Here is a 26,524-nt window from a genome sequence, read left to right on the forward strand (position 1 = left end):
TAGAAAGGCAGGCAAAAAAACAAAAAACGACTGCAGCTCGCGTCTGGGCGCGGTACTGGCAAGAGGCGCCTCAACGCGGTGCGCGGACCTCGATACCGGCCTGGTCCAGCACCGCTCGGGTGGCCTGCACCAGGTCCAGGGCACCCGGGGTGTCGCTGTGCAGGCAGATGGAATCGAATTCGAGAAACAGCTCCTCGCCCTCGACGGTACGCACCAGGCCGGTCTGGCAGGCGCGCAGCACCTTGGCCGCCACGGCAGCCGGGTCCAGGGCGCGGACGTTGCGGGTAAACACGATGGAGCCGCTGAGGTCATAGTCGCGGTCGGCGTAGAACTCGCGGATCACCGGCTGCCCCAACTCCTGGGCCACGCGCCAGATCACCGAGTTGGGCATGCAATACAGCAGCAGTTCGGGCTCCAGCCGGCGCAGGTTTTGCACCAGCAGCCGCGCCGCTTCCTCGTCCCGGGCCAGGTGCATGTAAAGCGCACCATGAGGCTTGATGTGCTGCAGCTTCACGCCTTGTACCCGGGCCATTTCCCGCAGGGCGCCAAGCTGATAGAGCATGTCGTCCACCAGTTCCTGGGCCGGGGCATTGATGTGCCGGCGGCCGAAACCCACCAGGTCGCGAAACCCCGGATGGGCGCCGATGGCCACCCCCAGGCGCTTGGCCTGCTCGATGGTGCGGCGCATGGTGCCGGGGTCGCCGGCGTGAAAGCCGGTGGCGATATTGGCCGAGCTGATAAAGCCCATCAGCTCGTTGTCGACGCCATCGCCGATGGTCCACGGGCCGAAGCTCTCGCCCATGTCCGAATTGAAATCCACTGCCTGCATCACTGTTGCTCCAACTCTCGTGACTTCGTGCGACGAAAATTAGAGCGCCCTTGACCCCTTGGGAAGATCTATTATCAGATAGAGCTTGTTCTGAAAAACAGATAAAGCTAGCAGGCAGCGTGATGCGTAGCGGCACAGGCGCTTGCAAGATCGCGTTCGCCGGCAAGCCGGCTCCTACAGGATTAGAGGGGAATGGGCCGTGTCGTTGACCTTGCGCCAGGTGCGCTATTTCGTTGCTACCGCCGAAATCGGGCAGATTTCCCAGGCGGCGCTGCACTTGAATATTTCCCAGTCGGCGGTGACCACGGCGATCAAGGAGCTGGAGGCGATGCTCGCCGTGCAGCTGTTCGTGCGCTCGGCCCAGGGCATGAGCCTGACCGATGCCGGGCGGCATTTTCTCAACCGCGCCTACGTGATTCTGCGCAGCGTCGAAGATGCCCTGAACAGCCCGTTGCCGGACTATCGGGCCAGCGGCGTATTGCACCTGGCGGCCAGCTACACGGTGATCGGCTACTTCCTGCCGCACCACCTGCAGCGCCTGCAGCACTGGCACCCGGACGTCACCATCGAGCTCCATGAGCAGGAACGCCAGGCCATCGAGCAAGGCTTGCTGGAAGGCCGCTTCGACATGGCAGTGGTGCTCACCGCCAACCTGACACACCCGGACATCGTCTCGCAGACCCTGTTCAACTCCGAGCGCCGACTGTGGCTGCCGGCCCACCATCCGCTGTGCGAGCGCAGCAGCATCAGCCTGGCGGACGTGGCCCAGGAGCCGTTCATCCTGCTCACCGTCGACGAAGCCGAGCAAAGCGCCATGCGTTATTGGGAACAGGCCGGCCAACAGCCCCGGGTGCGCGTGCGCACCAGCTCGGTGGAAGCGGTGCGCAGCATGGTGGCCAACGGCAGCGGCGTGGCGATCCTCTCGGACCTGGTGCACCGGCCCTGGTCACTGGAAGGCAAGCGTATCGAGACCCTGAGCCTGAGCGATGCGGTCACGCCCATGAGCGTGGGGCTGGCCTGGCACCGCGAGCGTACCTTCACCCCGGCCATGCAGGCCCTGCGCGATTACTTCCACGACGCCTTCCTGGCGCCCCAGCAACTCAGCGCCCGGCGCTGAACGTGTGGCCCTGCCAGCTGCTGAGCCGTTCGCAGCCTGCGCCAGCGGCTACAGGGTGATTCAGGGGCAGGTCCAGCGTTGCGCGGCGGCGGCGATCTGCCCGGCCAACTGGGCGATGGCCTGCTGGTGGGCCTGGACCAGGCTGTTCAATTCCACTCCCGCCGGCTGGCGGATCTGGCTGCTGCAGGTCAGGCTGCGGGCCGGGCCGCCCTCACCCCGCTGGCGCAGGCTCCAGACCACATCGATCAGTGCATAGCGCCCGGGCAGGGACTCGAAGCGCCGCACATCGGTCTGCAACGAGAGCACCGGGCGCCCGGGCTGCTTGGGCAGGCCTTCAAGGTTGCGGGTCCCCAGCTTGAGCTCCATCTGGCTGGCCAGGGCGTCGTGGAACTCATCCACCAGCGGCGCGCTCCAGCGCTGGGTTTCGAGGATCGCCAGAGTGCCGCTGTCCTGGCGCACCACCAGTTGCGGCTGGTCCACCTGGACCGGGATCCGCACCGTGGACATTTCGAACTGGGGGCCCCCGGTGCGGGCCGCGCTGCTGCCTTCGGCCACCGGTGGCAGCAGGGTGTAGTAATGGGTGGGCGCGGAGCTGCAGGCGGCAAGTCCCAGGGTCAGGCAGAGCAACAGGGCACGGGTTTTCATGGCTGGGCTTCCGGTACGGATTCGCGAACAGAGGAGGATGGCGACTGGTAGGCATCCGGTTGGTTGTCTTTGAGGCGCCCGCGGATCAGCGCTTCAGGATGACGCCCGAGGAAGTCGCTGAGCACCCGCACCGAACGCGCGGTGCGCTGCACTTCCTCCATGGCCTGGCCGAGTTTCTGCCGCTGCGGCGAGTCTTCGGAGAAACTCTCGTTGGCGCTGGCCAGGGTCTTCTTGGATTGCTCCAGGGTGTCGCGCATCTGTGGCAGCACTTCGCCGTTGACCTGTTTGAGGGTCTTCTGCATCTCCGCCAGGCTGCCATTGAGGTTGGCGGCAATGGAGTCGATCGGCAGCTTGCTGATCTTGTCCACCACGGCCTGCAACTGCTCCTGCAACTTGTCCATGCTGCCAGGCACAGTGGGAATCTCCAGGGGCCGTGCGGTAGCGTCATAGGCCACCGGCTTGGCGTTGGTGACAAAGTCCAGGGAGATGTACAGCTGGCCGGTCAGCAGGTTGCCGCTGCGGGGCTGGGCGCGCAGGCCGTTCTTGACGAAGGCTCCGATCAGTTTTGCCGAGCGGGCGTCGTCTTCGCCGCCGGTCTGCTTCACCAGCTTCTCGTGGGCCTTGCCCAGGCGCTCGGGGTAGATGACCGCCCCCACCAGGGTCGGGAAATACTTGCGCTGCTCGTCGTAGTCCAGGTCCATGGACACCACCTTGCCGATATTCACCCCAAGGAACTCCACCGGGGCATTGATCGACAGGCCGCGCAAGGCCTGGTCGAAGCGCATGCGAATGTAATAGGGCGCGCCGTCGGGCGGCGCCAGGGCGGTGTCCTGGTCGCCGAACAGGGTGTACTCGGCGTTCTCGTCGGCCGGCTTGGCGTTGGGGCTGTACTTGGGTTCGACGAAGGCAATGCCGCCGGCGAGGATCGACGACACCGACTCGGTGTTGACCTTCAAACCGTTGGCGCCGAGGGTCACGTCGACGCCGCTGGCGTTCCAGAAACGGGTGTCGGTGGTGACGTACTTATCGTTGGGCGAGTTGACGAAGATCTTTACGTCCACGCCCTTGCCGCTGTTGGACAGCTGGTAGGACACCACCTGCCCCACCTCGATGCGCCGGTAATAGACCGGCGAGCCGATGTCCAGCGAGCCCAGGTCGTCGGTGTGCAGGGTAAAGCGCTTGCCCTTCTGGCCATAGGTGATGGGCGGCGGGGTTTCCAGGCCCTTGAAGCTGTCCTTGCGCTTTTCCGACTTGCCGGCGTCGGCGCCGATAAAGGCCCCGGAAAGCAGGGTGTCGACCCCGGAAATGCCATTGGCGCCGATTCGCGGGCGCACCACCCAGAACAGCGAATCGTCGGCGGTGAAGGACTCGGCGGACTGGTCCAGCTCGACCTTGGCCACCACCTTCTTGCGGTCGTCGCTCAGGGCGATGGAGGTCACCTTGCCGATCACCACGTTCTTGTACTTGACCTGGGTCTTGTTGGCTTCCAGGCCTTCGGCGGTCTGGAAGCTGATGCTGATTTCCGGCCCCGCCGAGAGTGAGTTGTGCACCACCATCGACAGCCCCACCAGGGCCGCGACAATCGGCACCAGCCACACCAGCGAGACATTGAAACGCCGCGTGCGCAGCGCCGGAGCGCCAGGAACGGGCGGGGGATTTGCTGCGTTGGAACCTGGATGATCAGACATCTTCAACCTCTGCGTCCCAGATAAGCCGGGGATCGAAACTCATGGCCGCCAACATCGTCAGCACCACCACCAAACCAAAAAACAGAATACCCATGCGCGGGTCGATCGAACTCAGGGCACGAAACTGCACCAGGGCCGCCACCAGGGCCACCACCAGCACGTCGAGCATCGACCAGTAGCCGATCAGCTCGATGAAACGGTAGAGCTTGGCCCGCTCGCGCTGGGCCCAGAGGCTGCGGCGCTGGCAGGTCACCAGCAGGGTGCCGAGGACAAAGAACTTGCTGCAGGGCACCACCACGCTGGCGATGAAGATCAGCAAGGCGATGTCCCAGGAACCGTGTTTCCAGAACTCCACCACGCCACTCATGATGGTGTTTTCACTGGCGCTGCCAAAGATACTGGTGTGCATCACCGGCAGCAGGTTGGCCGGAATGTAGAAGATCAGGCTAGCCAGGAGAAAGGCCCAGGTGCGCGCCAGGCTGTTGGGCTTGCGCGCATGCACCGGCGAATCGCAGCGTGGGCATTGATGCTCGGATGCCTGGCAGACCTGGCCGCAGGTGTGGCACAGCATCAATTGGTGGTCCCGGGCGTAGGGCGGAGCGCTCATCAGTAGCGGCCCTCCAGGTCATCCCAGAGGTAGCGGATGTCCTTGCCGGAAATCAGGATGATCAGCACCGTGAGCATCGCCAGGGCCCACAGCCCCAGCCCCGGGTGCACATCGAGCATCCCCGCCAGCTTGACGATGGCCACCAGGATCCCCAGCAGGCACACCTCCAGCATGCTCCAGGGCCGCAGGTGCTCCAGAGCGCGCATGCTGGCCTTGAAACCGGGCGCGGCGCGGCCCACATTGGCAAACCCCAGCACCCAGCACAGCAGGATGATCTGCAGGCAGGGCGCAAGAATGATGGTCAGGCCGGTGATCGCGGCAATCAGGCTGATGCGGCCCTGGGCCAGGGCCTCCACCGATTGCCAGAGGGTCGCCTCGTTGCTCAGGCCTTCGAGGCTGATCTTGATCACCGGAAACAGATTGGCGAAGACGAACAACAACCCGGCGGTGATCGACAGGGCCAACAGCTGCTGCACGCTCAGCCAACGGGCACGGGCCAGCACCGCGCCACAGCGCGAGCACTGGGCCGTCTGGCCTTTGCCGAGCGGCACGGACTCGTACAACGAATCGCAGTGTTCGCAGATGATCCAGTTGCGGGAAATAGTCATGGCCTTCAGATAGTCAGGAGGGCAGCAGGTTCACTGAACGGAACCCGAAGCCGGGTATTTTCTGCAAAAGTAGAGGATGGTGTCTAGTTTTCTCTAGGACTGCACACCACGCTCTACGCCATAATAGGCGCCCCCGGACATTTCGCTGACCATGACCGAATCCATCCCCTCCCCCGCCGCCGCTCACCGAGCCCCCAAACAGTCCCGTGGCCACGAACGGGTGATGGCGATTCTCGACGCTTGTGCCCGGCTGTTGCCCAGCCAGGGGGCGGCGAACCTGACCATGCACGGCATCGCCCGGCTGGCCGGTACCTCCATCGGTTCGCTCTATCATTTTTTCAGTGACAAGCAGCAAGTGCTCGAAGCCCTGGGCCAGCGCCACATCGAAGCCCTGAGCACCATTACCCGCGACCTGCTGGCGGTTGCCCCGCAGGTCTGGACGGGGTCCAGTGGCCGACAAGTGATAGAGCGCATGGTGCTGCCGATCCTCGAATACCTGGAGCAGCACCCCGACCTGCTGCTGATGATCAACCCGGGGTTCGCCATGGGCCAGTTGCAGGCCCCGGACCTGCGCCTGCAGATCAAGAGCGTCTATCGCCAGGTCCTGGCGCTGCGCCTTCCCCGCGCCAGTGCCGCCGAGCGCGAGGCCTACGCCATGGCCATGCTCGGCCTGCCCATCGGCCTGTTCCACCTGGCCCTGGAACACCCCGAGTTCAAGAGCCAGCTGCTGCTCGAAGAAGTGCCGCGGGCGCTGGAAGCCTATCTGGCCGCCATCGAAGGGCGGCACCCGGCGCCCTGAAACCGGCTCAGTGAGCCAGGCGCTGTTGCAGCCACTTGTCCCGCAGCACGTCGTAGACCCAGTGATAGACATAGGTGTACGGCAGGAAGAACAGCAGCACGCCGATGTCCAGGATGAACGCCTGCAGCAGGCTGATATTCAGCCACCAGGCAATCATCGGTACGCCCACTGCCACCAGCCCGCCTTCGAACATCAACGCATGCAGGACCCGGGTCCAGCCGTTGTGGACCCACTGCAAGCGCTTGAGCAACCGGTCGAACAGGCCGTTGAACACCACGTTCCAGGCCAGGGCCAACAGGCCGATGCCGATGGTCACCAGGCCCATGTCGGCCATGGGCTTGTCCATGATCCAGGACAGCAGCGGGGTGCAGATCAGCACCGCCAGCAGCTCAAAACCTACCGCCTGGAAAATGCGTTCGTTAAGGGATTTCTGAAGGCTCATGGTCGGCTCCTTGAATGAAAGTGTTGCCGATCTTCCAGGACGGGGCCGATACTTCATAATCAATAACCATCGATCAGGACGATAGTTCATGGCCTCACATGAAGTGCTTCTGGCATTTGTCCAGGCAGCCACCCAGGGTTCCTTTTCCGCTGCCGCACGCAAGCTGGGCAAGAGCCAGTCCACCATCAGCGCGGCGGTGGCCAGCCTGGAGATCGACCTCGACGTGCAGCTTTTCGACCGTTCCAGCCGCAAGCCCGGCCTGACCCCGGCCGGGCATGTGCTGCTGCAGCGCGCCGAAGCAATCCTGGCCGCCACCAGCCGCCTGGAAATGGCCGCCAGCCAATTGTCCCAGGGCATTGAGGCGAAGCTCACGGTGGCGCTGTCGGACACCTACCAGTCGGATCGCTTCGAAAGCAGCCTGAGCGCCTTCGAGCAGCGTTACCCGGACCTTGAGCTGGAATGCCTGATTGCCGAGTGCGAAGACCTGATCGCCCTGGTGCAGAGCGGCCGGGCGCAGATCGCCTTTGCCGAGAGGCAGGCCGATTACCCGGCGGACCTGGAGCACAAGACCCTGGAAGAGCGCGGTGAGATTTCCCTCTATGTGGCCCGCAAGCATCCCTTGGCTCAGCAGGCCAGGGTCGATGAGGAAAGCCTGCGCCAGCACCGTGAATTGCGTCTGGCCACGGTGCTCAACCCCTACGACAGCCGCTGCCAGGGCCGGGTCTGGTCGGCCCCCAGCTACCTGATGCTGCTGGAGATGGCCCAGGGCGGCTTTGGCTGGGCGCCCCTGCCGCGCTGGCTGGTGGAAGGTTTTGGCGCGGGCAAGTTGCAGGAGCTGAACGTGCGTGGCTGGCCGCGCACCGTGGCGGTGGACGCGCTCTGGTCGCGCCTGCATCCGCCAGGGCCGGCGGGCAGCTGGTTGCTGGAAAGAATGCTGCAGTAAGGTTGTTCGCCGGCCCCTAGCCGGGCTGCTGGGGCTGCCCAACAGTCTGCCCCCACCACCGATGAGGCCATCAAGGCCGGTTACCAGGCCTGGAAACAGGGCCTGGCGGCACAGTGCTGAGTGCAGACGACGTGGCCAGGGCCGCCTACCAGCCGCCGCAGCCAGGGTGTATCCGCGAGATCGTCCTGGCGACGCCCCGGCGGGTTCGGTCGCAACCTTCGGCAGCGGCTACGGGGGGAGCTGGGCCAGGCGCCGTTCGAGAAAGCGCCGCTCGGGGGCTTGCCGGGCCAGGGCCAGGGCCCGCTGGTAGGCCTGGCGCGCCGCGGCGATATGCCCCAGTTGCCGGCAGAAGTCGGCACGAGCGGCATGGGCCAGGTGGTAATCCTGCAAGTCGCCGCGCAGCAGGATCGCTTCCACTTGCGCCAGCCCGGCACCGGGCCCGTCGCGCTGGGCCAGGGCCACGGCACGGTTGAGCTCGATCACCGGCGAAGGCTGCAGGCGCAGCAGCACGTCATACAAACCGACGATCTGCGGCCAGTCGGTCTGTGCTGCACTCGGCGCTTCGGCATGCACCGCGGCAATCGCCGCCTGCAGGCAATAGGGCCCGGCCTGGCCGCTGCGCAGGCCGCGCTCTACCAGGGCACAGCCCTGCTCGATCAAATCCTGCTGCCACAACCCGCGGTCCTGCTCGTCCAGCAGGACCAGCTCGCCGTCGCTGGAAAGGCGCGCGCCACGCCGTGACTCGTGCAACAGCATCAGCGCCAGCAGGCCCATCACCTCCGCTTCCGGCAACAGTTCCAGCAGCAGGTAGCCCAGGCGGATGGCTTCGCGGGTCAGGTCCTCCCGGGTCAGCTCGGCGCCCATGGAGGCCGAATACCCTTCGTTGAACACCAGGTAGATCACCCGCAGCACGCTCTCCAGGCGCTCGGGCAGCTCGCTCAAGGCCGGCACCTGGTAGGGAATCCGCGCATCGCGGATCTTCGCCTTGGCACGCACGATGCGCTGGGCGATGGTGGCCGGCGTGGCCAGAAAGGCCCGGGCGATTTCCTCGGTGCTCAGGTCGCAGATCTCCCGCAGGGTCAGGGGCACCTGGGCATCCGCCGCCAGTGCCGGGTGACAGCAGGTGAAGATCAGGCGCAGACGGTCGTCTTGAACGTCCTCGGCCCACCAGTCGTCCTGTTCCAGGTGCTCCAGCTGGCTGAGCAGCGCCGCCTGTGACGCCGCGAAGCGCGCCCGGCGACGCAGGGCGTCGATGGCCTTGAAGCGGCCGACGGAGACCAGCCAGGCCCGCGGGTTGTCCGGCACGCCATCGCTGTACCAGCGCTCAACCGCCACGAAAAAGGCTTCATGCAGCGCCTCCTCGGCCAGGTCGAAATCCCCCAGCAGGCGAATCAGGGTGGCGAGGATCCGCCGCGACTGCTCGCGGTAGACCTGCGCCACCGTTGCCGCGATGACGTCCCGAGGCTGGTCGGTCATCAGTCCGGCAGGTCCCGGGTGACCAGGGCCACCAGCCGCTCCAGGCTCTGCCCCCAGCCCTCGTGAAAGCCCATGGCCTCATGGGCCTTGCGATCGGCCTCGGTCCAGTGCATGGCGCGGGCGGTGTAGAGGGTCTGGTCGCCCTGCTCCTCGAAGGTCACTTCAGCGGTCATGAACGGCTTGCCCGAGGGGATCCAGCCCGGAAGGTAGGCGTCGGTAAACACCAGCCGCGACGGCGCGGCGATCTCCAGGAACACCCCCATGGTCGGGTACTCGCTGCCGTCCGGGGCGCGCATCAGGGTACGAAACTGGCCGCCGACCCACAGGTCCATTTCACACTCCGGGGTGGTCATGCCGTGGGGCCCCCACCATTGCGCCAGCAAGGCCGGCTCGGTCCAGGCGCGAAACACCTTGTTGCGCGGCGCGTCGATCAGGCGGCTGATGGACAGTTCATGCTCGGCGGGCTTGCGGCCCGCGGTCTGGAAAGTCATCGCGAAACTCCTGTTTATCGTTGTTTTCAGGGATTCAATTCACGTACCGGACGCACTTCGACACTGCCGACCCGGGCCGCCGGTATCTGCCCGGCCACCTGGATCGCTTCGTTCAAGTCCTTGGCCTGGATCAGGTAGAAACCGGCCAACTGTTCCTTGGTTTCGGCGAACGGGCCATCGGTGATCGACAGCTTGCCGCCGCGCATGCGCACCGTGGTGGCGGTGTGCACCGACTGCAGCGCCTCGGCGGCCAGCATCCGCCCGCTGCCCTGGACCGACTCGGCATAGGCCAGGCACTCGGCATCCTCGGGGCTGTCGGGCAGGCTGTGCAGCAACTGTTCGTCGCTGTAGACCAGGCATAGGTATTTCATGGGCACCTCCGGATTCGGGCTGAGCAACTATGGTCGCTGTTCGCCGCTTTGGCGAACCGCGGGTTGCTCAGGGTTGCAGGTCGAACTGGGTGGTCCCGGTGAGCATGTCGAACGGCGCCGACCAGTGCTCGTGCACCACCAGCCATTGGCCCGCACGGCGCTGGTAAGCGGCACTCACCCGCATCCAGCAGGCCTTGGTCACGCCCTCGGCATCGGTGCCACCGCAATGGGCCAGCCAGTGGGCGAAGGCCAGTTCCTCATCGGCCAGCACCTGCAACTGATGGAACTCGAAAATGCCCGGGCCGGGGCAGACCTGCATGCACGCTTCCCAGTGTTCGCGATAGGCGGCCTTGCCCTTGAATTGCAAGGCACCGACCGCGTCGAAAGAGGTGATGTCGTCGGCGTAGTAGCTGACAATGCGCTGGATATCCCGGGCCATCACAGCCTGTTGCCAGCTGTCGATCAGGCTGCGGATCTGCGCTTCGTTGGATGGATGGTGCATGGCAAAACTCCTCATGAATGGAATGAACGCTGCTGAACACCCACTGCACCCACGCCGTTGAATGTTCAGTTCACCCTTAGTCGTCTGGCCATTCGCGCAATCGACACTGCGCATAAAAAATTTATCCACGAGGCAAAATCGCTAGAATCCGCCCCCTCCCCCCATCGGATCTGCATGCCCGTGACCACTCGCCTGGTGCCTTACGAACAGCTCGACAGCCACCAGCATGCCCGCTTGCTGGAGCTTGAGGTGCTGCCCGGACAGAAGGCGTTTAGCGGGGACATTCATGGCGCGCTATACACCCTTGGCAACGCGCCGCGGGGAGCGATCAGGGGCTTTGCCCTGCTCAGCAAGGAGTGGCCGGTGGCCTTCCTGCTGCTCAAGCGCCCGCCCTGCCTGCCGGCCTGGGCCGATGCCGACAGCGCCAGCCTGCACGCCCTGCAAGTGGACCGGCGGCACCAGGGCCGGGGCTTCGGCCAGGCCTGCCTGCAAGCGGTGCCTGAGGCCGCCCGCCAGGCCTGGCCCCAGCTCAAGGGCCTGACCCTGGCGGTGGACAGCGACAACCAGCCGGCCCTCAAGCTGTACCGCAAGCTGGGCTGGGTGGAAAACGGCGATGCCTGCAAGGGCCGGATCGGCTATGAACGGCGGATGGCGCTGGCGTTCTGACCCCGAGCCCGCTGCCGTAAACCCGATATCCGCTCTACAGCGACTGCACCATCTCATGCCAGGCCATGCCGCCGTGGTCCGACTCCGACGCCTTGATGTAGACAAAACCAAAGCGCTGGTACAGCGGTACATGGCGTTCCTTGCACATCAGGTGGATGCGCGCCTTGCCCAGTTCGCGCATGCGCGCGATGAAGGCGTGCAGCAGTTGCCGGGACAGGCCCAGGCCCTGGAAGTCCGGGTGCACCACCACCGACATGATCACCACTTCAGGGCCCGCCGGGTCATGGCCGATCAGTTCCTTGAAGGCCTCGTCGGCCATCTGCACGTCGAAGGTGGCGCCGGAGTTGATGAAGCCGGCCACCACGCCCTCCACTTCGGCAACGATGAAGCCCTCGGGCCAGGTGGCGATGCGGGTGGCGATCTTGTCCCGGGTCGCGGCCTCGTCGCCTTCATAGGCCAGGGTCTCGATGGCAAAGCAGCGGTCCAGGTCGGTGGGCAGGACGGTGCGGATCAGCGGAGTCGAAGCGGTCATGGGCAGCAACCTGGGGTCGGAGAAGGGCCGCCGATTCTACCAACAGTGCAGCCTGCGTATGCATTGCATAGGGATCGAAGGGGGCGCCGTAAAGCTTTCATATAAGCCCTGGCAACGCCTGCGCCAAGGGCTTATCTATCAGCTCCCCGACGCCAGGGTGGCCGGCCCGAGCGGGCCGGAACCGCCCCGTCCTGCCCACAGGAGCTTTCCCATGAGCAATATCCAGATCGGCTTTCTACTGCTGTTCGGCATTGCCGCCTTCGGCTGCATCACCCTGTACATCGACTTTGTCCACGAACGGCGCCGCGGCGAAAAATCCCCGGGCCGGGATCACAGCCCCACCAGGCGGTAACCCACCTGCAACTCGGTGATCAGATGCTGGGGCTGGGCCGGATCGGCCTCCAGCTTCTGCCGCAGATGGGCCATGTGCACCCGCAGGTAATGGGCGCGGTCGACGTAGTCCAGCCCCCAGACTTCCAGCAGCAACTGACGATGGGTCAGCACCCGGCTCTGGCCACGGATCAGCGCGCAGAGCAGGCGGTACTCGATCGGCGTGAGGTGCACAGGCAGCCCTTCGCGGCGCACCTCATGGGTGGCCAGGTCGACCTCGATGGCGCCAAAGGCCACCTTGCTGGTGGCGGCCGCCGTACCGCTCTGGCCATGGCGCCGCAGCTGCGCGCGAATCCGCGCCAGCAGTTCCGGCACGCCGAACGGCTTGACCAGGTAGTCGTCGGCGCCGGCATCCAGGGCGGCGACTTTCTCGTCCTCCCGATCTCGGGCCGACAGCACCAGGATCGGCACCGCCAGCCAGCCGCGCAGCTCGCTGATCAACTGCTTGCCGTCGCCGTCCGGCAGGCCCAGGTCGACGATCACCAGGTCCGGCTGGCGGCTGGCGGCATGGATCAGGGCGCGCTTGACGCTGTCGGCCTCGAACACCTGGAAACCTTCGTCCTCCAGGGCGATACCGACGAAACGGCGGATATTGGCTTCGTCCTCGACGATCAGGATGCGTGCGCTGCTCATAGGGTTTCCATGGAAGGCGGCTGACCCGCCGGCAAAGTGATGACAAAACTCAGCCCGGCATCGGCATGAGGCTGGGCCTCGATGCGCCCGCCGTGGGCCTCGACGATACGTTTGGCCAGGGCCAGGCCCAGGCCGATGCCGGCCACGGCGGATTCCTGCTGACCGCGACTGAAGGCTTCGAACAGGCTGGCCGGGGAACTGCCCCTCGGACAGCCCGGGCCGCTGTCGCTGACCTGCAGGATGATCTGCTGGTTGACCTGGCGAGCGCTGATCTGCACCAGGGTCCCGGCCGGGGTGTACTTGGCGGCGTTGTCCAAAAGGTTCACCAGCACCCGCTCCAGCAACAGCGCGTCCACTTCCACCAAGGGCAACTGCGGCGCCATGGCCACTCGCAATTGATGCCCGGCCAGGGGCTCGCGCAGCTGGCGCAAGGCACTGCCGACAATCTCCTCCAGGGAGTTCCACTGGCGATTCAGGCGCACCCCGCGCTCCTGCATGCGCGCCATGTCCAGCAGGTTCTCGATCAGCCGCTGCATGGACGAGGCCTGATCGTGAATCCCTGCCAGCAGGTGCTTGAGCGGGCCCTGCGCAGCGTGGGGCAAGGCGGCGTCGGCGGCGCCGATGATGGTGGTCAGCGGCGTGCGCAGGTCATGGGAAATCGCCGCCAGCAGGGTGTTGCGCATGCGCTCGCCCTCCATCTGCAGCACAGTGCTCTGGGCTACCTCGACGTAATGCACGCGCTCCAGGGCAATCGCCAGCTGGCTCATGCAGGCTTCCAGCAGGCGCTGTTCCTCCGGCTCATTGAGGCGCTCGGCATCCTCGGCTTCAAGCACCAGCACGCCCCGCACCCGCATCGGCGCCTTGAGCGGCAGGTAGCAGCCCTTGGCCGCCGCCAGGGTATCGGTGCCGCGCCCGGCCGGTTGGTCGTGGTCATAGGCCCACTGGGCGATGCTCTCGTCAATGGCCAGGCCATTGGCGCTCAGCGCCCGCACCCGGTTCTCGGCATCCGGCAACGCCAGCCCGACCCGGGCCTCGAACACCCCGCTGAAGGTACGCAGGGCCACGGCGCAGATCTGCTCCTCGGTCAACGCCGCCGACAGCTCACGGGCCAGCCCGGCCAGGGAGGTGGCACGACGCTCGCCCGCAGCCGCGGTACGCGCTTCATGGCGCAGGCGCGCGGTGAGCTGGCCGGTGATCAGGGCAATCCCCAGCATCAGGGCGAAGGTGAAGAAGTACTGGGTGTCGTTGACCGTGAACGACCACACCGGCTGGACGAAGAAGAAATCGAAGCACAGCACCGCCAGCATCGCCGCCCAGACGCCGGGGCCCCGCCCGTAGCGCAGCGCCACCAGGACCACGGTCAGCAGGAACAGCATGACCACGTTGGCCGGGTCGAACACCTTGAGCAGCAGCGCCGCCACCGCGGTGGCGGCAAAGCACGCCAGGCTCGCCCACAGGTAGGCCGGCGCGCGGCTGGGCGGCAGGCCGGCCTCGGGCTTGTCCACAGGCGCGGGGCGCCGGCTCAAGGGCCCGTTGGCGATCACGATCTGGTCGATTTCCGGGTGCTGGCGGCTGATGCGGTCGCTCACCGACTGGTGCCAGAACTGCCAGACCTTGCGCGGGTAATGGCCCAGCACCAGGCGATTGGCGTTGTGCTCGCGAGCGCAGGCCACCAGGGCTTCGGCGACATCCATGCCGGGCAAAGTGGCGGTCTCGGCACCAAACTCGGCGGCCAGGGCCAGGGTCTTCATGGCCGCCGCATAACGGGCGGCGCCGGCGCCACGGCGCTGGGCCGAAGCCACGTGCACCACCATCCAGTCGGCTTCGAGCTTTTGCGCCAGGCGCGCGGCTTCGCGCACCAGGCGCTCGTCCGCCGGGTCGCCGGCCACCCCCACCAGCAAGCGCTCGCGGGCCGGCCACAAGGCATTGATCGAACGCTCGCGGCGATAGTCGCGCATCTGTGCATCGACCCGGTCGGCGGTGCGGCGCAGGGTCAATTCACGCAGGGCCAGCAGGTTGCCCTTGCGAAAGAAATGCCGTGAAGCGCGTTCGGCCTGGGGCCCGAGGTAGACCTTGCCGTCCTTGAGGCGGCGCAGCAGGTCGTCCGGCGGCAGGTCGATCACCAGCACTTCGTGGGCTTCGTCGAACAGGTGGTCGGGCACCGTCTCGCGCACCCGGATGCCGATGATCCCGCTGACGATGTCGTTGAGGCTTTCCAGGTGCTGGACGTTGAGGGTGGTCCAGACGTCGATCCCAGCCCGCAGCAGTTCTTCCACGTCCTGCCAGCGCTTGGGGTGGCGCGAACCAGGGACGTTGCTGTGGGCCAGCTCGTCCACCAGCAGCACCGAGGGACGCCGCGCCAGGGCCGCGTCCAGGTCAAATTCGGGCAAGGCGTAGTCGCGGTGCATCAGGCGGTGACGCTCCAGCACCTCCAGACCTTGCAGCAGCTCCGCGGTTTCCCGCCGGCCATGGGTTTCCACCACCCCGGCCACCACGTCGCGGCCCTGGGCCACTTCGTGGCGCGCCGCGGTGAGCATGGCGCAGGTCTTGCCGACCCCGGCGTTGGAACCGAAATAGATCCGCAGCTTGCCGCGCTGGGCGGCCTGTTCATCCTGCTGCAGCTTTTCCAGCAGCGCATCGGGATCGGGGCGACCGTCGCGGGGCGGCATATCAGCATCGAGAACAGCCATGTGCATCCTTAAATGGACAAGGCGGCACTCGAAAGAGCGCCGCCTTGCAAGTCCCTGTCAGACCAGGCCAAGCCCGGCCAGCAGCATGTCGATCAGCTTGATCCCGGCAAAGGGCACCAGCACCCCGCCCAGGCCATAGATCAGCAGGTTGCGGTTAAGCAGCGCCGCTGCGCCGATGGAGCGGTACTTCACCCCCTTGAGCGCCAGGGGGATGAGGAACACGATGATCAGCGCATTGAAGATCACCGCGCTGAGAATCGCCGAATTCGGGCTGGTCAGCTGCATCACGTTCAACGCACCCAATTGCGGGTACGTGGCGACGAACGCGGCCGGTACGATAGCAAAATACTTGGCCACGTCGTTGGCCACGCTGAAGGTGGTCAGGGCGCCGCGGGTCATGAGCATCTGCTTGCCCACTTCCACCACCTCGATCAGCTTGGTCGGGTTGCTGTCCAGGTCCACCATGTTGCCGGCTTCCTTGGCCGCCTGGGTGCCGCTGTTCATGGCCACCGCCACGTCGGCCTGGGCCAGGGCCGGGGCGTCGTTGGTACCGTCGCCGGTCATGGCCACCAGCTTGCCCTTGGCCTGGTAGTCGCGGATCAGTTGCAGCTTGTCCTCGGGCCGCGCTTCGGCGAGGAAATCGTCGACCCCGGCTTCCACGGCGATGGCCGCCGCGGTCAGGCGGTTGTCGCCGGTGATCATCACGGTCTTGATGCCCATGCGCCGCAGTTCGGCGAAGCGCTCCTTGATGCCGCCCTTGACCACGTCCTTGAGCTCCACCACGCCCAGGGCCTGGGCGCCGTCGCTGACCACCAGCGGCGTGCTGCCACGGCGCGAGACTTCATCGACCTTGGCCTGCAAGGCCGGCGGGAAGCTGCCGCCCTGGGCCTCGATATGCCGGCGGATGGCATCGGCCGCGCCCTTGCGGATGCTCCGGCCCTCGGGCAGGTCGACCCCGCTCATGCGGGTCTGGGCGGTGAACTGCACGAAGCTGGCGCCCAGGGCGTGAAGGTCGCGCCCAGGGATGTCGAACAGCTGCTTGGCCAGCACCACGATGCTCCGGCCTTCCGGGGTCTCGTCCGCCAGGGAAGCCAGTTGCGCGGCTTGCGCCAGTTCGCTGTCCTTGATTCCCGGCGCCGGCAGGAAGGCGCTGGCCTGGCGGTTGCCCAGGGTGATGGTGCCGGTCTTGTCCAGCAGCAGCACGTCCACGTCCCCCGCCGCTTCCACGGCGCGGCCGGAGGTGGCAATGACATTGGCCGACATCATCCGGCTCATGCCCGCCACACCGATGGCCGAGAGCAGGCCACCGATGGTGGTGGGGATCAGGCACACCAGCAGCGCCACCATCACCGTGGCGCTGATCACACTGCCGGTGCCGCTCATGGCCACGGCGAAGATCGAGTACGGGCTCAGGGTCACAATCACCAGCAGGAACAGCAGGGTCAGGCCCACCAGGAGAATGGTCAGGGCCACCTCGTTGGGAGTCTTCTGGCGCTTGGCCGACTCCACCATGGAGATCATGCGGTCCAGGAACGACTCGCCGGGGTTGACGCTGATGCGCACCACCAGCCAGTCCGACAGCACCCGGGTGCCGCCGGTGACCGAGGAAAAGTCGCCCCCGGCCTCGCGGATCACCGGCGCCGATTCACCGGTGATGGCGCTTTCGTCCACCGTGGCCACGCCTTCGATGACCTCGCCGTCCAGGGGCACCAGGTCGCCGGCCTCGATCAGCACCACCATGTCCTTGCGCAGTTCGCTGGCGGCCATGGGCAACCAGGCGGCGCCATGCCGGGGCTGTTGCAGCAGCTTGGCCAGGGTCTGGCGCTTCATGCCCTTGAGGCTCGCCGCCTGGGCCCGGCTGCGGCCCTCGGCCAGGGCCTCGGCAAAGTTGGCAAACAGCACGGTGAACCACAGCCACAGGGTGATGCTGAGGATAAAGCCGCTGGGGGCCTCACCCTCGCCGCCCAGGGACTGGAACCACAGCAGGGTGGTGAGGAGGCTGCCCAGGTAGACCACGAACATCACCGGGTTCTTCCACTGCGCCTGGGGCAGCAGTTTCTTCACGGCATCCAGGCACGCGGTGAGCACTAGCCCACGGTCGAACAACGCTATACGAGGGTTGCTACTCATGATCGACGTCTCTTACTCACTGGCCGCAACGGGCGAGGAATGCAGGGGCGCTTGGGCATCCAGCGCCAGGTTGAGTTGCAGCACATTGACCCGGGGCTCGCCCAGCAGGCCGAAGGTGCGGCTTTCGCTGTGCGCCTGCAGCAGCATCAGCACGTCCACGGCGGCCATGTGCCGCTGGCGGGCCACCCGGTTCAGTTGCAACCGGGCGTTGGCCAGGGAGATGTGCGGGTCCAGGCCGGAAGCCGAGGCGGTTACCGCGTCCACTGGCACCGGTATGTCTGCCACCAGGCCATTGAACTGGCGATAGGCGCTGACCCGCGCGGCCACGCTGTCCACCAGCTTCTGGCTGGTGGGGCCCAGGTTGCTGGCGCCACTGGCCCCGGCGTTGTAGGGCTGGGGCACACTCTTGCTCGGGTCCAGCGGATCGCTGCCCAGGGTCATGCTCGGGCGGCCCTGGAAATACTCCGGGCGGTCGAACGCCTGGCCGATCAGCGCCGAGCCCACGACCCGGCCATCACGCTGCACCAGGCTGCCCTGGGCCTGGAACGGAAACAGCAGGTTGGCCAGCCCCGTGGTGACCAGCGGATAGGCCAGCCCGGTGAGCAGCATGAAGAACACCGCCGACACCAGCGCCGGGCGCAACAGGCCCTTGAACAGCAGCGCGGTGGCGCCCTGGGTTTGCATTTGCGTAGTCATCACAACCCCTTACTTGTAGGTCTGGCCGGCGAGCAACTGCAGTTGCTCCACCAGCGGGCCGAGCGCGAGGGCCGGCAGGAAAGTCAGGCCACCGACCACCAGCACCACGAACACCACCAGCAACATGAACAGCGGCGTGGCGGTGGGAATGGTGCCGGCACCGGCCGGGATGTTCTTTTTCGCCGCCAGGGAACCGGCCACGGCCAGCATCGGCAGCATGGTGAAGAAGCGCCCCATGAGCATCGCCAGGCCAATGGTGGTGTTGAAGAACGGTGTATTGGCGTTCAGGCCGGCAAACGCCGAACCGTTGTTGGCGGTGCCCGAGGCGTAGGCGTAGAGCACCTCGCTGAAGCCATGGGGGCCCAGATTGTTGAGGCTGTTCAGGGTGTCCGGCCACAGCGCTGCCAGGGCGGTGAAACCGAGGATGCAGATCGGGTGCGCAAGCACCGAGAGCATCACCAGCTTGATCTCCCGGGCCTCGATCTTCTTGCCGAGGAACTCAGGGCTGCGGCCGATCATCATGCCCACCAGGAACACCGTCAGCAGGGCGTACTGGATCAGGTTGATAAAGCCCACGCCGTCACCGCCGAACACGCAGTTGAGCATCATCTGCGCCAGGGGCACGAAGCCGCCCATGGGGGTCAGCGAGTCGTGCATGGCATTCACCGAACCGGTGGTGGCGCCGGTGGTGGTGGTGACGAACAGCGCGGTGTCGGCAATGCCGAAGCGCAGCTCCTTGCCTTCCATGTTGCCGCCGCTCTGGGTCTCCGACATCTGCTGGTCGGCACCGGCCTGGGTCAGCAGCGGGTTACCGCCCTGCTCCGCGGTGAAGACAATCGCCAGGAAGCCGACGAACATCACCAGGAAAGTGCCGAAGAACACCCAGCCCTGACGCCGACGCAGCAGCATGCTGCCGAAGGCATAGGTCAGGGCCGAAGGGATCAGCAACATGCTGAGGATGTGCAGGACGTTGGTCAGCGGCGTCGGGTTCTCGAACGGGTGGGCCGCGTTCATGCTGAAGAAGCCGCCACCGTTGGTGCCGATGTGCTTGATCGACTCGAAACTGGCCACGGCGCCGACGATCAATTGCTGCTGGGCGCCTTCCAGGGTGGTGGCCAGGGCCTGGGAGTTGAGGGTCTGGGGCATGCCCTGCCAGACATAGACCAGGGCCATGATCAGGCACAAAGGCAGCATCACCCGGTACAGGGTACGGGTGAAATCCACCCAGTAGTTGCCCAGGTCCGCCGAGCTGGAACGGCTCAGCCCACGAATGAAACCGGCTGCCGCCACCACGCCGGCGGTGGCGCCGACGAACATCAGGAAGGTGATGACCGCCATCTGGCTGAAGTTCGACAGGCTGCTTTCCCCGGAATAGGCCTGCCAGTTGGTGTTGGTGATAAAGGACGCGGCGGTGTTGAACGCCAGGTCCGGGGTCTGCGCCGCCAGCCCCAGGGGGTTGAGCGGTGTGCTGCCTTGCAGGCGCAGCAGCAGGTAGCCCAGCAGCATCATCGCCGCGTTGGACAGCAGCAGGGCCGATCCATAGCGGGCCCAGCCCATGGTTTCAGCCGGGTCGATCCCCAGCAGGCGGTAGGTGGCACGCTCCGGCAAGGCGTGGCCACGGCCGCTGAAGACCCGGGCCAGCCATTGGCCCATCAGCGCGGCCAGCCCGGTCATCAGGCCGAGGATCACCGCGTATTCCAGCACAGTACTCAACATGTCGATGCTCCGTTCAAATCTTGCCCATGGCGACGATGACCAGGGCCGTCAACACAAAGAACCCCAGGGTCAGGCCCACGAAGATCAGGTCGAACATGGCTGGTTTCCTTTCTGGTAGATGCCCGGACGGGCGAATGAAAGTGGGTGGCAGTTGCTGCGTGCGGTCATCAGAATTTCTCGGCACGGATCAGCGCATAACCCAGGTAGGCAAACAGCAGCACGGCGCACAAACCGCTGGCGCCGTAGATGAATGGCAGTGTCAGCAAGGCAGCTCTCCCCTTAATGCTCAAAGGCGGTGCCGGGAGCGCAAAGCGCAACCCGGGCACAGCCGGTCAGGGCACCCGCGACGGGCGCCGGCAGGGAGTCGGGAACGCCTCGTCCACCGCTCTCCTCTGCGCCACGCAGGTTAGGTGAGGGCGCATCAAGGTCGGGCACTGATTGCCGGGGGCGGCATTAAGACGGCGTAAAGATTGCGGTGGTACGGGGCGGGAGAATCGGGGACGGGCCAGCGCCCCCGAGGGGCTCAGTCACTTCTCAGGGGCAGCCAGATTTCCAGTACCCCGGTGCCGGCCTGGGGGTTGAAGTCGGCGCTGTAGCGCTCGAACTCCGGGGCATCGGCGGCCTCTCGACCTGACTGGGGCAGCCAGGTGTTCCAGATGTAGTCGAAGGTCCAGGGCAAGTCCTGCAAGGCGCCGCCATGCTCGAACACCGCATAGTGCTGCGGCTGCACCTCGATCCAGCGATAGCGCTCGGGCAGATCGTCGAGCTTGCTGATCTCGACCCCGGCGATGTACTCGAAGCCGCCCTGGCCGTCGGGGTTGCAACAGATGCCATAGGTCTTGCGGTCGACCTGCCCCGGCACCTTGCCGATGTGCGGCACAAAACGCTGCCACAGCAGGCCGATGTCCTGGCGAGTGGCAGGAGTGAATCGTTCGCCGAGGCCGGCGATCAGCAAAAAACGCTCCCTTTCGAAGCGCGGTTCTGGGCCTCTGCCCTGTTCTTGCTCATCCATGAATGCCACTCCTGCCGCAGAAAAGATGGGTTCGGCACGAAGTATAGAAGCCAATAGCCAAGGCCAGGATCAGAGCGCCGGAAGGTCTGCCGCGCCCGTACCAAGGATGAACTCCTGGTAGCCGGATAGAATCACGTACACCGCGAAATAGCAGAAGATCGCCGCAGATGCCAGGTAGGAGTAGCGCAACAGCTTGTCCCCCAGCAGCTTGCCGCCCTGGGTCGCGGCCAGGCACAGGCCCAGGGTCCAGACCAGCCCGGCACAGAAAAAGCCGGCCAGGAACAATCCCGAATCGGCAATCCCACCGCCCCCTGATCGGGCAATCAGGGTGCCGCCCACGGCAGCGAACCAGAGGATCGCACTGGGGGACGACATGGCCAGGAAGATCCCGCGGAAAAACTCCCGGCGCGCCGAGCCCTGGTCCGCCTCCCCGGCGGTGGCCAGCACCGCGCTGTGATGGAGGGCGGCGTAGATCATCTTCGCCGCGAAGTACACCAGCAGGGCCGAACCGCCGATCCACAGCACCCAGCGCACGCTTTGGTATTGCAGCAGCACGGTCATCCCGGCCAGGGCCAGCAGCGCATAGATCAGGTCACCGACACAAGTCCCCAGGCCCAGGCAGAAACCCTGGAAATAACCCCGCTGCATGGCCAGGGTGATCATCGCGATATTGGCCACGCCGATGTCCAGGCACAGCGAAAGGCTCAACAAGAAGCCGCTGGTAAACTCCATCATTCATCCCGTTTGCTGCTGTTGTTCGAAGAGGGGCCGAGGTGCGCCGCCCCCGCAAAAGCCAGGCCGGCGGAGGCAGCTCGCAGCCCTTGCAGGCAAGAAGCGTGCACGTTATAGCGGCAAATCCTGCCCCCTCGCAAATCCGCCCGGCGCACCAAAAATAATTTTCCGCGCCTCTGGACAAGCCGCCGGCGGCGCCCGTATCGTCTGCCCCGCAGGCCACCGCAGTGGCCAACGTCGCTCGGACGGTTCCGGGCGCTTACGTCTATTCGAGGCAACAATGGCCGAACAAGGTTCGCCGCGCCGCTTTGCGCGCATCGATCGTCTTCCCCCCTATGTTTTCAATATCACTGCCGAGCTGAAGATGGCTGCGCGTCGGCGCGGCGAAGACATCATCGACTTGAGCATGGGTAACCCCGACGGCCCTACCCCGCCGCATATCGTCGAGAAACTGGTCACCGTCGCCCAGCGCGAAGACACCCACGGCTACTCCACCTCCAAGGGCATTCCGCGGCTGCGCCGGGCGATTTCCCGCTGGTACAAGGACCGCTACGAGGTCGACATCGACCCGGAAAGCGAAGCCATCGTCACCATCGGTTCCAAGGAAGGCCTGGCGCACCTGATGCTGGCCACCCTGGACCAGGGCGACACGGTGCTGGTGCCCAACCCCAGCTACCCGATCCACATCTACGGTGCGGTGATCGCCGGCGCCCAGGTGCGCTCGGTGCCGCTGGTGCCCGGGGTGGATTTCTTCGCCGAGCTGGAGCGGGCCATCCGCGGTTCGATCCCCAAGCCGAAGATGATGATCCTCGGCTTCCCGTCCAACCCCACCGCCCAGTGCGTGGAGCTGGACTTCTTCGAACGGGTGATCGCCCTGGCCAAGCAGTACGACGTGCTGGTGATCCATGACCTGGCCTACGCCGACATCGTCTACGACGGCTGGAAGGCCCCGTCGATCATGCAGGTGCCGGGCGCCAAGGACATCGCGGTGGAGTTCTTCACCCTGTCCAAGAGCTACAACATGGCCGGCTGGCGCATCGGCTTCATGGTGGGCAACCCGGAACTGGTCAGCGCCCTGGCGCGGATCAAGAGCTACCACGACTATGGCACCTTCACCCCGTTGCAGGTGGCGGCGATTGCCGCCCTGGAAGGCGACCAGCAATGCGTGCGTGACATTGCCGAACAATACCGGCAGCGGCGCAACGTACTGGTCAAGGGCCTGCACGAACTGGGCTGGATGGTGGAGAACCCCAAGGCTTCGATGTACGTCTGGGCCAAGATTCCCGAGGCCTATGCGCACCTGGGCTCCCTGGAGTTCGCCAAGAAACTGCTGGCCGAGGCCAAGGTCTGTGTCTCGCCGGGGGTGGGTTTCGGTGAATACGGCGACGATCACGTGCGCTTTGCCCTGATCGAAAACCAGGATCGGATCCGCCAGGCCGTGCGCGGCATCCGCGGCATGTTCCGCGCCGACGGCCTGGCACCGAAAAGCTGAGATGGCTTGAGCCACAAAAAAACCGCAGCGATGCGGTTTTTTTGTGGCTGGCTTAACGGCTGTTTTCGCGGGCAAGCCCGCTCCTACGGGCGAAGCTCTTAAACCACCAACGACAGCAGCAGGATAAAGACCAGGCCCACCACCGAAAGGATGGTTTCCATCGCCGTCCAGGTCTTGAACGTCTCGGCCACGGTCATGTTGAAGTATTGCTTGACCAGCCAGAACCCGGCGTCGTTGACGTGGGACAGGATCAGCGAACCGGCACCGGTGGCCAGCACCAGCAGCTCGCGGTTGACCCCGGGAATCATCCCTACCACCGGCACCACGATGCCGGCACCGGTGATGGTGGCCACGGTGGCCGAACCGGTGGCGATACGGATCACCGCCGCCACCAGCCACGCCAGGAGGATCGGCGAGATCTGCGCATTGACCGCCATATGGCCGATCACGTCACCCACGCCGCTGGTCACCAGCATCTGCTTGAAGCCGCCACCGGCACCGATGATCAGGATGATCGCCGCGGTCGGTGCCAGGCTGGCATCCAACAGTTTGAGGATCTGCTTGGAACCGATGCCCTGCTTGTAGCCGAAGGTGTACAGCGACAGCAGCAGCGCCAGCAGCAAGGCGGTGATCGGGTGGCCGATCATGTCCATCCAGATGCGGAAGAAGTGTCCGTCCGGCAGCGCCACGTCGGCGAAGGTCTTGAGCAGCATCAGGAACACCGGCAGCAGCACGGTCACCAGGGTCACGCTGAAGCTGGGCAACTGGGCGGCCTGGGGCTCGCGGGCCAGTTGGTCCACCAGCTCCTGGGACGGATTGCCGGGAATGTACTTGGCAATGAAGGTGCCGTAGATCGGCCCGGCGATGATCGCCGTGGGCAGTGCCACGATCAGCCCATACAGGATGGTCTTGCCGATGTCGGCGCCGAACACGCCGATGGCCAGCAGCGGCCCCGGGTGCGGCGGCACCAGGCCGTGCACCGCCGACAGGCCGGCCAGCAGCGGAATGCCGATCTTGATCAGCGACACCCCGGTACGCCGGGCAACGATGAACACCAGCGGAATCAGCAGCACGAAGCCGATCTCGAAGAACAGCGGGATGCCCACCAGGAAGGCGGCGAACATCATCGCCCACTGCACCCGCTCCTTGCCGAACGAACGGATCAGGGTCTGGGCGATCTGATCGGCGCCACCGGACTCGGCCATCATCTTGCCGAGCATGGTACCCAGGGCCAGGATGATGCCGACAAAACCGAGCACGCCACCAAAGCCGTCCTGGAACGCCTTGATGATCTTGTCCACCGGCATGCCCGACGTCAGGCCGAGGAAACCCGCGGCGATGATCAGAGCGATGAAGGGGTGCAGCTTGAATCGGGTGATCAACACGATCAGCCCGATGATAGTGACCACTGCATCAACCAGCAGATAGGTCTCTTGGGACATGCCAAACATGGAATTGCCTCCGGTTTGTTGTTTTTATTAAAGCGTTAAAAACAAGGGCCGAGTGGGATAGCGCTACCTTTTTCGAGCCAGCACTTAATGTGAAGGTTCCAGGCCATGCTCCAGCCACCATTGGTTGGCCAGTTCGGCCAGGCGCTGGACGCTCAGGGTGCTGGCATCCAGGGCCAGGGTGAGCGGCTCCCCCACCGGGGATTCGAGAGTGGCGAACTGACTGTCGATCAGGGTCGAAGGCATGAAATGCCCTGGCCGGTGCGCCACACGGTCGGCGGCGACTGCCGGTGTCAGTTCGAGAAAGACAAAGCCCAGGCCGGGCGTGGCGGCGCGCAGGCGCTCGCGGTACTTGCGCTTGAGCGCCGAGCAGGTCAGTACCGGGTGCTGGCCGGCGGCCAGGGCACGACGCAGTTCATCGCACAGGCTGTCGAGCCAGCCGGCGCGGTCTTCGTCGTCGAGGGGAATGCCGGCACTCATCTTGGCGATGTTCGCCGCCGGGTGGAAGGTATCGCCTTCAATGGCCATGGCGCCGCTGCGCTGGCACAGGGCCTGACTGACACTGGACTTGCCGCAGCCGGCAACACCCATGATGACCAGGGCGGTGATGGGTTGACTCATGAAACACCTCAGCGCGCAGACAGCGCTACCTTCGCAAATAAAAAATCTAGTACAAAAACAGTGTCTGCCGACGCCTTCTTGTCATTTTTGTGGGTTGCCGCGTATATAGTCCGCCAAACCAAAGAGCGAGGGTCAGGCACACCTCGCTCACGCATTGCAGCTGTTTCAGGACAGCGCTACCTTAGAGACTTGAATTTTGTTTGGCAAGCCGTCTGATGACCACTCATAAAAACGATAAAAACACCCGTACCACGGGCCGTCCCACCCTCAATGAAGTCGCCCGCCTGGCCGGAGTCAGCCCGATTACCGCCTCCCGGGCGCTGCGCGGCGTCAGCAGCGTGGCCACTGAACTGGTGGAAAAGGTGCAGAAGGCCGCGCTGGAACTGAACTACGTGGTCAACTCCGCCGCCCGCGCCCTGGCTTCGGCCCAGAGCCAGTCGGTGGTGGTGCTGGTGCCGTCGCTGTCCAACCTGCTGTTCATCGAAACCCTGGAAGCCATCCACCAGGTACTGCGCCCCAAAGGCTTCGAAGTGCTGATCGGCAACTGCCACTATTCTCGGGACGAAGAAGAAAACCTGCTGCGCAACTACATGACCTACCAGCCCCGGGGGCTGCTGCTGACCGGTTTCGACCGCACCGAAAGCGCTCGACGGATGATCGAGGCGAACAACATTCCCTGCGTCTACATGATGGACCTGGACTCCGGCGCCGGGCTCAACTGCGTGGGCTTCTCGCAATTGAACGCCGGCGAGACGGCGGCCCAGCATCTGATTTCCCGCGGGCGCAAGCACCTGGCCTACGTCGGTGCGCAACTGGACCAGCGCACCCTGCTGCGCGGCGAAGGTTTCCGCCGTGCCCTGCAGCAGGCCGGGCTGTACAACCCCGACCTGGAACTGTTGACCCCACGGCCCTCGTCCGTCGGCCTGGGGGCCGAGCTGTTCCTGCAACTGATGCAGAGCCAGCCCCAGGTGGATGCGATCTTCTTCGGCAACGACGACCTGGCCCAGGGCGCGCTGCTGGAAGCCATGCGCTGCGGGATCAAGGTGCCCGAGCAGGTGGCGGTGCTGGGCTTCAACGACCTGCCCTCCTCCGAACACATGGTGCCGCGCCTGAGCAGCATCAGCACTCCGCGCGAAGCCATTGGCCGCCGCGCCGCCGAACAGATGCTGACCCTGCTGGCCGGCAACAGCGTGGCCGAGCCGGTGGTGGACATGGGGTTTGAACTGCGGGTTCGGGAAAGCACCTGAA

Annotated in this window: 29 protein-coding genes and 1 pseudogene; 8 read left to right on the forward strand and 22 right to left on the reverse strand. The window is 65.3% G+C overall.

What is annotated here, in order from left to right; all coding sequences use genetic code 11:
• Nucleotides 1-70 precede the first annotated feature (70 nt).
• Nucleotides 71-829 carry a 5-oxoprolinase subunit PxpA gene (locus KCG88_RS09215; protein WP_210712267.1) on the reverse strand — a complete coding sequence of 253 codons (759 nt, stop codon included), beginning with the start codon at nt 827-829 and terminating at the stop codon, nt 71-73.
• Nucleotides 830-1,028: 199 nt separating this feature from the next.
• On the opposite strand from KCG88_RS09215, the gene KCG88_RS09220 reads away from it, so the two are divergent.
• A complete protein-coding gene (locus KCG88_RS09220) occupies nt 1,029-1,946 on the forward strand; it encodes a LysR family transcriptional regulator (RefSeq protein WP_047288610.1) in 918 nt (305 codons plus the stop codon).
• Between the two features lie 60 nt (nt 1,947-2,006).
• Here the strand turns inward: KCG88_RS09220 and KCG88_RS09225 are convergent, their stop codons facing one another.
• From KCG88_RS09225 to KCG88_RS09240, 4 genes are read right to left on the reverse strand one after another with little or no spacing between them, the layout of a single operon-like run.
• Nucleotides 2,007-2,591: a PqiC family protein gene (locus tag KCG88_RS09225; protein ID WP_047288611.1), complete on the reverse strand. Its 585-nt coding sequence runs from the start codon at nt 2,589-2,591 to the stop codon at nt 2,007-2,009.
• The gene (locus tag KCG88_RS09230; RefSeq protein ID WP_047337590.1) at nt 2,588-4,279 is read right to left on the reverse strand and encodes an MlaD family protein; all 1,692 of its coding nucleotides are present in this window, start codon (nt 4,277-4,279) and stop codon (nt 2,588-2,590) included. Before KCG88_RS09230 ends, KCG88_RS09225 begins: the two co-directional genes overlap by 4 nt.
• Nucleotides 4,272-4,886, reverse strand: coding sequence for a paraquat-inducible protein A (locus tag KCG88_RS09235; RefSeq protein ID WP_015636706.1), 615 nt, complete (start codon nt 4,884-4,886; stop codon nt 4,272-4,274). The genes KCG88_RS09230 and KCG88_RS09235 overlap by 8 nt, the downstream gene beginning before the upstream one ends.
• Nucleotides 4,886-5,494 carry a paraquat-inducible protein A gene (locus tag KCG88_RS09240; RefSeq protein WP_015636707.1) on the reverse strand — a complete coding sequence of 203 codons (609 nt, stop codon included), beginning with the start codon at nt 5,492-5,494 and terminating at the stop codon, nt 4,886-4,888. The genes KCG88_RS09235 and KCG88_RS09240 overlap by 1 nt, the downstream gene beginning before the upstream one ends.
• Before the next feature lie 151 nt (nt 5,495-5,645).
• Here KCG88_RS09240 and KCG88_RS09245 point away from each other — a divergent pair, with 151 nt between their 5' ends.
• The gene (locus tag KCG88_RS09245; RefSeq protein ID WP_210712268.1) at nt 5,646-6,293 is read left to right on the forward strand and encodes a TetR/AcrR family transcriptional regulator; all 648 of its coding nucleotides are present in this window, start codon (nt 5,646-5,648) and stop codon (nt 6,291-6,293) included.
• Nucleotides 6,294-6,300: 7 nt separating this feature from the next.
• Here KCG88_RS09245 and KCG88_RS09250 read toward each other — a convergent pair whose 3' ends face one another.
• Nucleotides 6,301-6,735 carry a multidrug/biocide efflux PACE transporter gene (locus tag KCG88_RS09250; RefSeq protein ID WP_011062813.1) on the reverse strand — a complete coding sequence of 145 codons (435 nt, stop codon included), beginning with the start codon at nt 6,733-6,735 and terminating at the stop codon, nt 6,301-6,303.
• Between the two features lie 88 nt (nt 6,736-6,823).
• On the opposite strand from KCG88_RS09250, the gene KCG88_RS09255 reads away from it, so the two are divergent.
• Both KCG88_RS09255 and KCG88_RS31190 read left to right on the forward strand, forming a co-directional pair.
• Nucleotides 6,824-7,678 carry a LysR family transcriptional regulator gene (locus KCG88_RS09255; RefSeq protein ID WP_047337591.1) on the forward strand — a complete coding sequence of 285 codons (855 nt, stop codon included), beginning with the start codon at nt 6,824-6,826 and terminating at the stop codon, nt 7,676-7,678.
• A gap of 54 nt (nt 7,679-7,732) precedes the next feature.
• A pseudogene (locus KCG88_RS31190) lies at nt 7,733-7,881 on the forward strand (oxidoreductase); the annotation flags it as partial.
• Between the two features lie 25 nt (nt 7,882-7,906).
• On the opposite strand, the gene KCG88_RS09260 reads toward KCG88_RS31190, so the two are convergent.
• The 4 genes from KCG88_RS09260 to KCG88_RS09275 all read right to left on the reverse strand — a co-directional run bounded on the left by KCG88_RS09260 (nt 7,907) and on the right by KCG88_RS09275 (nt 10,518).
• Complete coding sequence (locus tag KCG88_RS09260) at nt 7,907-9,154, reverse strand: RNA polymerase sigma factor (RefSeq protein ID WP_210712269.1); 1,248 nt, start codon at nt 9,152-9,154, stop codon at nt 7,907-7,909.
• Nucleotides 9,154-9,645, reverse strand: a complete 492-nt coding sequence (locus KCG88_RS09265; RefSeq protein WP_011062818.1) for an SRPBCC family protein — start codon at nt 9,643-9,645, stop codon at nt 9,154-9,156. The genes KCG88_RS09260 and KCG88_RS09265 overlap by 1 nt, the downstream gene beginning before the upstream one ends.
• 26 nt (nt 9,646-9,671) lie before the next feature.
• Nucleotides 9,672-10,016 (reverse strand): YciI family protein, encoded by a 345-nt coding sequence (locus tag KCG88_RS09270; protein ID WP_011062819.1) that lies wholly within the window; start codon nt 10,014-10,016, stop codon nt 9,672-9,674.
• Between the two features lie 67 nt (nt 10,017-10,083).
• On the reverse strand, nt 10,084-10,518 hold the full coding sequence (locus KCG88_RS09275; protein ID WP_047337594.1) for an SgcJ/EcaC family oxidoreductase: 435 nt from the start codon (nt 10,516-10,518) through the stop codon (nt 10,084-10,086).
• A 180-nt stretch (nt 10,519-10,698) separates the two neighbouring features.
• Between KCG88_RS09275 and KCG88_RS09280 the strand changes: the two genes are divergently transcribed.
• Nucleotides 10,699-11,184, forward strand: a complete 486-nt coding sequence (locus KCG88_RS09280; RefSeq protein ID WP_210712437.1) for a GNAT family N-acetyltransferase — start codon at nt 10,699-10,701, stop codon at nt 11,182-11,184.
• A 34-nt stretch (nt 11,185-11,218) separates the two neighbouring features.
• On the opposite strand, the gene KCG88_RS09285 is transcribed toward KCG88_RS09280, so the two are convergent.
• Nucleotides 11,219-11,716 (reverse strand): N-acetyltransferase, encoded by a 498-nt coding sequence (locus tag KCG88_RS09285; protein WP_047337596.1) that lies wholly within the window; start codon nt 11,714-11,716, stop codon nt 11,219-11,221.
• Between the two features lie 211 nt (nt 11,717-11,927).
• Between KCG88_RS09285 and KCG88_RS09290 the strand changes: the two genes are divergently transcribed.
• Nucleotides 11,928-12,068 carry an efflux RND transporter permease subunit gene (locus KCG88_RS09290; protein WP_144417779.1) on the forward strand — a complete coding sequence of 47 codons (141 nt, stop codon included), beginning with the start codon at nt 11,928-11,930 and terminating at the stop codon, nt 12,066-12,068.
• Here KCG88_RS09290 and KCG88_RS09295 read toward each other — a convergent pair.
• The 9 genes from KCG88_RS09295 to KCG88_RS09335 form a co-directional block, all read right to left on the reverse strand.
• Nucleotides 12,047-12,739, reverse strand: coding sequence for a response regulator (locus KCG88_RS09295; protein ID WP_011062823.1), 693 nt, complete (start codon nt 12,737-12,739; stop codon nt 12,047-12,049). The genes KCG88_RS09290 and KCG88_RS09295 overlap by 22 nt on opposite strands.
• Nucleotides 12,736-15,408 (reverse strand): sensor histidine kinase KdpD, encoded by a 2,673-nt coding sequence (locus KCG88_RS09300; RefSeq protein ID WP_210712438.1) that lies wholly within the window; start codon nt 15,406-15,408, stop codon nt 12,736-12,738. Before KCG88_RS09300 ends, KCG88_RS09295 begins: the two co-directional genes overlap by 4 nt.
• A gap of 78 nt (nt 15,409-15,486) precedes the next feature.
• Nucleotides 15,487-17,559 carry a potassium-transporting ATPase subunit KdpB gene (kdpB, locus tag KCG88_RS09305; RefSeq protein ID WP_047288623.1) on the reverse strand — a complete coding sequence of 691 codons (2,073 nt, stop codon included), beginning with the start codon at nt 17,557-17,559 and terminating at the stop codon, nt 15,487-15,489.
• A 12-nt stretch (nt 17,560-17,571) separates the two neighbouring features.
• The gene (kdpC, locus tag KCG88_RS09310; RefSeq protein WP_210712270.1) at nt 17,572-18,255 is read right to left on the reverse strand and encodes a potassium-transporting ATPase subunit KdpC; all 684 of its coding nucleotides are present in this window, start codon (nt 18,253-18,255) and stop codon (nt 17,572-17,574) included.
• Nucleotides 18,256-18,264: 9 nt separating this feature from the next.
• Entirely contained in the window at nt 18,265-19,971 is a 1,707-nt protein-coding gene (gene kdpA / locus KCG88_RS09315; RefSeq protein ID WP_210712271.1) for a potassium-transporting ATPase subunit KdpA, read from the reverse strand.
• A 13-nt stretch (nt 19,972-19,984) separates the two neighbouring features.
• Nucleotides 19,985-20,155 (reverse strand): hypothetical protein, encoded by a 171-nt coding sequence (locus KCG88_RS09320; RefSeq protein WP_011062828.1) that lies wholly within the window; start codon nt 20,153-20,155, stop codon nt 19,985-19,987.
• Nucleotides 20,139-20,237 carry a K(+)-transporting ATPase subunit F gene (kdpF, locus tag KCG88_RS09325; RefSeq protein WP_019093583.1) on the reverse strand — a complete coding sequence of 33 codons (99 nt, stop codon included), beginning with the start codon at nt 20,235-20,237 and terminating at the stop codon, nt 20,139-20,141. The genes KCG88_RS09320 and kdpF overlap by 17 nt, the downstream gene beginning before the upstream one ends.
• Before the next feature lie 257 nt (nt 20,238-20,494).
• Nucleotides 20,495-20,983 (reverse strand): GyrI-like domain-containing protein, encoded by a 489-nt coding sequence (locus KCG88_RS09330; protein ID WP_047337598.1) that lies wholly within the window; start codon nt 20,981-20,983, stop codon nt 20,495-20,497.
• Nucleotides 20,984-21,052: 69 nt separating this feature from the next.
• The gene (locus tag KCG88_RS09335) at nt 21,053-21,715 is read right to left on the reverse strand and encodes a LysE family translocator (protein ID WP_047289023.1); all 663 of its coding nucleotides are present in this window, start codon (nt 21,713-21,715) and stop codon (nt 21,053-21,055) included.
• Between the two features lie 280 nt (nt 21,716-21,995).
• Here KCG88_RS09335 and alaC point away from each other — a divergent pair, with 280 nt between their 5' ends.
• A complete protein-coding gene (gene alaC, locus KCG88_RS09340; RefSeq protein WP_011062832.1) occupies nt 21,996-23,207 on the forward strand; it encodes an alanine transaminase in 1,212 nt (403 codons plus the stop codon).
• 98 nt (nt 23,208-23,305) lie between these two features.
• Here the strand turns inward: alaC and KCG88_RS09345 are convergent, their stop codons facing one another.
• Together KCG88_RS09345 and KCG88_RS09350 are read right to left on the reverse strand one after the other, a co-directional pair.
• Nucleotides 23,306-24,658, reverse strand: coding sequence for a GntP family permease (locus tag KCG88_RS09345; protein WP_047288630.1), 1,353 nt, complete (start codon nt 24,656-24,658; stop codon nt 23,306-23,308).
• Between the two features lie 84 nt (nt 24,659-24,742).
• Nucleotides 24,743-25,276: a gluconokinase gene (locus tag KCG88_RS09350; protein WP_011062834.1), complete on the reverse strand. Its 534-nt coding sequence runs from the start codon at nt 25,274-25,276 to the stop codon at nt 24,743-24,745.
• A 215-nt stretch (nt 25,277-25,491) separates the two neighbouring features.
• On the opposite strand from KCG88_RS09350, the gene KCG88_RS09355 reads away from it, so the two are divergent.
• The gene (locus KCG88_RS09355; RefSeq protein WP_047288632.1) at nt 25,492-26,523 is read left to right on the forward strand and encodes a LacI family DNA-binding transcriptional regulator; all 1,032 of its coding nucleotides are present in this window, start codon (nt 25,492-25,494) and stop codon (nt 26,521-26,523) included.
• Nucleotide 26,524 lies beyond the last annotated feature (1 nt).

Source organism: Pseudomonas sp. MWU349, from assembly GCF_017947325.1.
In the GTDB taxonomy this organism is placed as follows: Bacteria; Pseudomonadota; Gammaproteobacteria; order Pseudomonadales; family Pseudomonadaceae; genus Aquipseudomonas; species Aquipseudomonas protegens.

Excerpts from the sequence above, each read along its gene's own strand:
- KCG88_RS09350 (WP_011062834.1), bottom strand. The coding sequence starts at position 25,276 with ATGAGTCAACCCATCACCGCCCTGGTCATCATGGGTGTTGCCGGCTGC.
- KCG88_RS09290 (WP_144417779.1), top strand. The coding sequence starts at position 11,928 with ATGAGCAATATCCAGATCGGCTTTCTACTGCTGTTCGGCATTGCCGCC.
- kdpC (WP_210712270.1), bottom strand. The coding sequence starts at position 18,255 with ATGACTACGCAAATGCAAACCCAGGGCGCCACCGCGCTGCTGTTCAAG.
- KCG88_RS09335 (WP_047289023.1), bottom strand. The coding sequence starts at position 21,715 with ATGGAGTTTACCAGCGGCTTCTTGTTGAGCCTTTCGCTGTGCCTGGAC.
- alaC (WP_011062832.1), top strand. The coding sequence starts at position 21,996 with ATGGCCGAACAAGGTTCGCCGCGCCGCTTTGCGCGCATCGATCGTCTT.
- KCG88_RS09240 (WP_015636707.1), bottom strand. The coding sequence starts at position 5,494 with ATGACTATTTCCCGCAACTGGATCATCTGCGAACACTGCGATTCGTTG.
- KCG88_RS09355 (WP_047288632.1), top strand. The coding sequence starts at position 25,492 with ATGACCACTCATAAAAACGATAAAAACACCCGTACCACGGGCCGTCCC.
- KCG88_RS09225 (WP_047288611.1), bottom strand. The coding sequence starts at position 2,591 with ATGAAAACCCGTGCCCTGTTGCTCTGCCTGACCCTGGGACTTGCCGCC.
- KCG88_RS09255 (WP_047337591.1), top strand. The coding sequence starts at position 6,824 with ATGGCCTCACATGAAGTGCTTCTGGCATTTGTCCAGGCAGCCACCCAG.
- KCG88_RS09250 (WP_011062813.1), bottom strand. The coding sequence starts at position 6,735 with ATGAGCCTTCAGAAATCCCTTAACGAACGCATTTTCCAGGCGGTAGGT.
- KCG88_RS09260 (WP_210712269.1), bottom strand. The coding sequence starts at position 9,154 with ATGACCGACCAGCCTCGGGACGTCATCGCGGCAACGGTGGCGCAGGTC.
- KCG88_RS09215 (WP_210712267.1), bottom strand. The coding sequence starts at position 829 with ATGCAGGCAGTGGATTTCAATTCGGACATGGGCGAGAGCTTCGGCCCG.
- KCG88_RS09245 (WP_210712268.1), top strand. The coding sequence starts at position 5,646 with ATGACCGAATCCATCCCCTCCCCCGCCGCCGCTCACCGAGCCCCCAAA.
- KCG88_RS09330 (WP_047337598.1), bottom strand. The coding sequence starts at position 20,983 with ATGGATGAGCAAGAACAGGGCAGAGGCCCAGAACCGCGCTTCGAAAGG.
- kdpA (WP_210712271.1), bottom strand. The coding sequence starts at position 19,971 with ATGTTGAGTACTGTGCTGGAATACGCGGTGATCCTCGGCCTGATGACC.
- KCG88_RS09285 (WP_047337596.1), bottom strand. The coding sequence starts at position 11,716 with ATGACCGCTTCGACTCCGCTGATCCGCACCGTCCTGCCCACCGACCTG.
- KCG88_RS09265 (WP_011062818.1), bottom strand. The coding sequence starts at position 9,645 with ATGACTTTCCAGACCGCGGGCCGCAAGCCCGCCGAGCATGAACTGTCC.
- kdpB (WP_047288623.1), bottom strand. The coding sequence starts at position 17,559 with ATGAGTAGCAACCCTCGTATAGCGTTGTTCGACCGTGGGCTAGTGCTC.
- KCG88_RS09270 (WP_011062819.1), bottom strand. The coding sequence starts at position 10,016 with ATGAAATACCTATGCCTGGTCTACAGCGACGAACAGTTGCTGCACAGC.
- KCG88_RS09300 (WP_210712438.1), bottom strand. The coding sequence starts at position 15,408 with ATGCCGCCCCGCGACGGTCGCCCCGATCCCGATGCGCTGCTGGAAAAG.
- KCG88_RS09230 (WP_047337590.1), bottom strand. The coding sequence starts at position 4,279 with ATGTCTGATCATCCAGGTTCCAACGCAGCAAATCCCCCGCCCGTTCCT.
- KCG88_RS09235 (WP_015636706.1), bottom strand. The coding sequence starts at position 4,886 with ATGAGCGCTCCGCCCTACGCCCGGGACCACCAATTGATGCTGTGCCAC.
- KCG88_RS09295 (WP_011062823.1), bottom strand. The coding sequence starts at position 12,739 with ATGAGCAGCGCACGCATCCTGATCGTCGAGGACGAAGCCAATATCCGC.
- KCG88_RS09345 (WP_047288630.1), bottom strand. The coding sequence starts at position 24,658 with ATGTTTGGCATGTCCCAAGAGACCTATCTGCTGGTTGATGCAGTGGTC.
- KCG88_RS09275 (WP_047337594.1), bottom strand. The coding sequence starts at position 10,518 with ATGCACCATCCATCCAACGAAGCGCAGATCCGCAGCCTGATCGACAGC.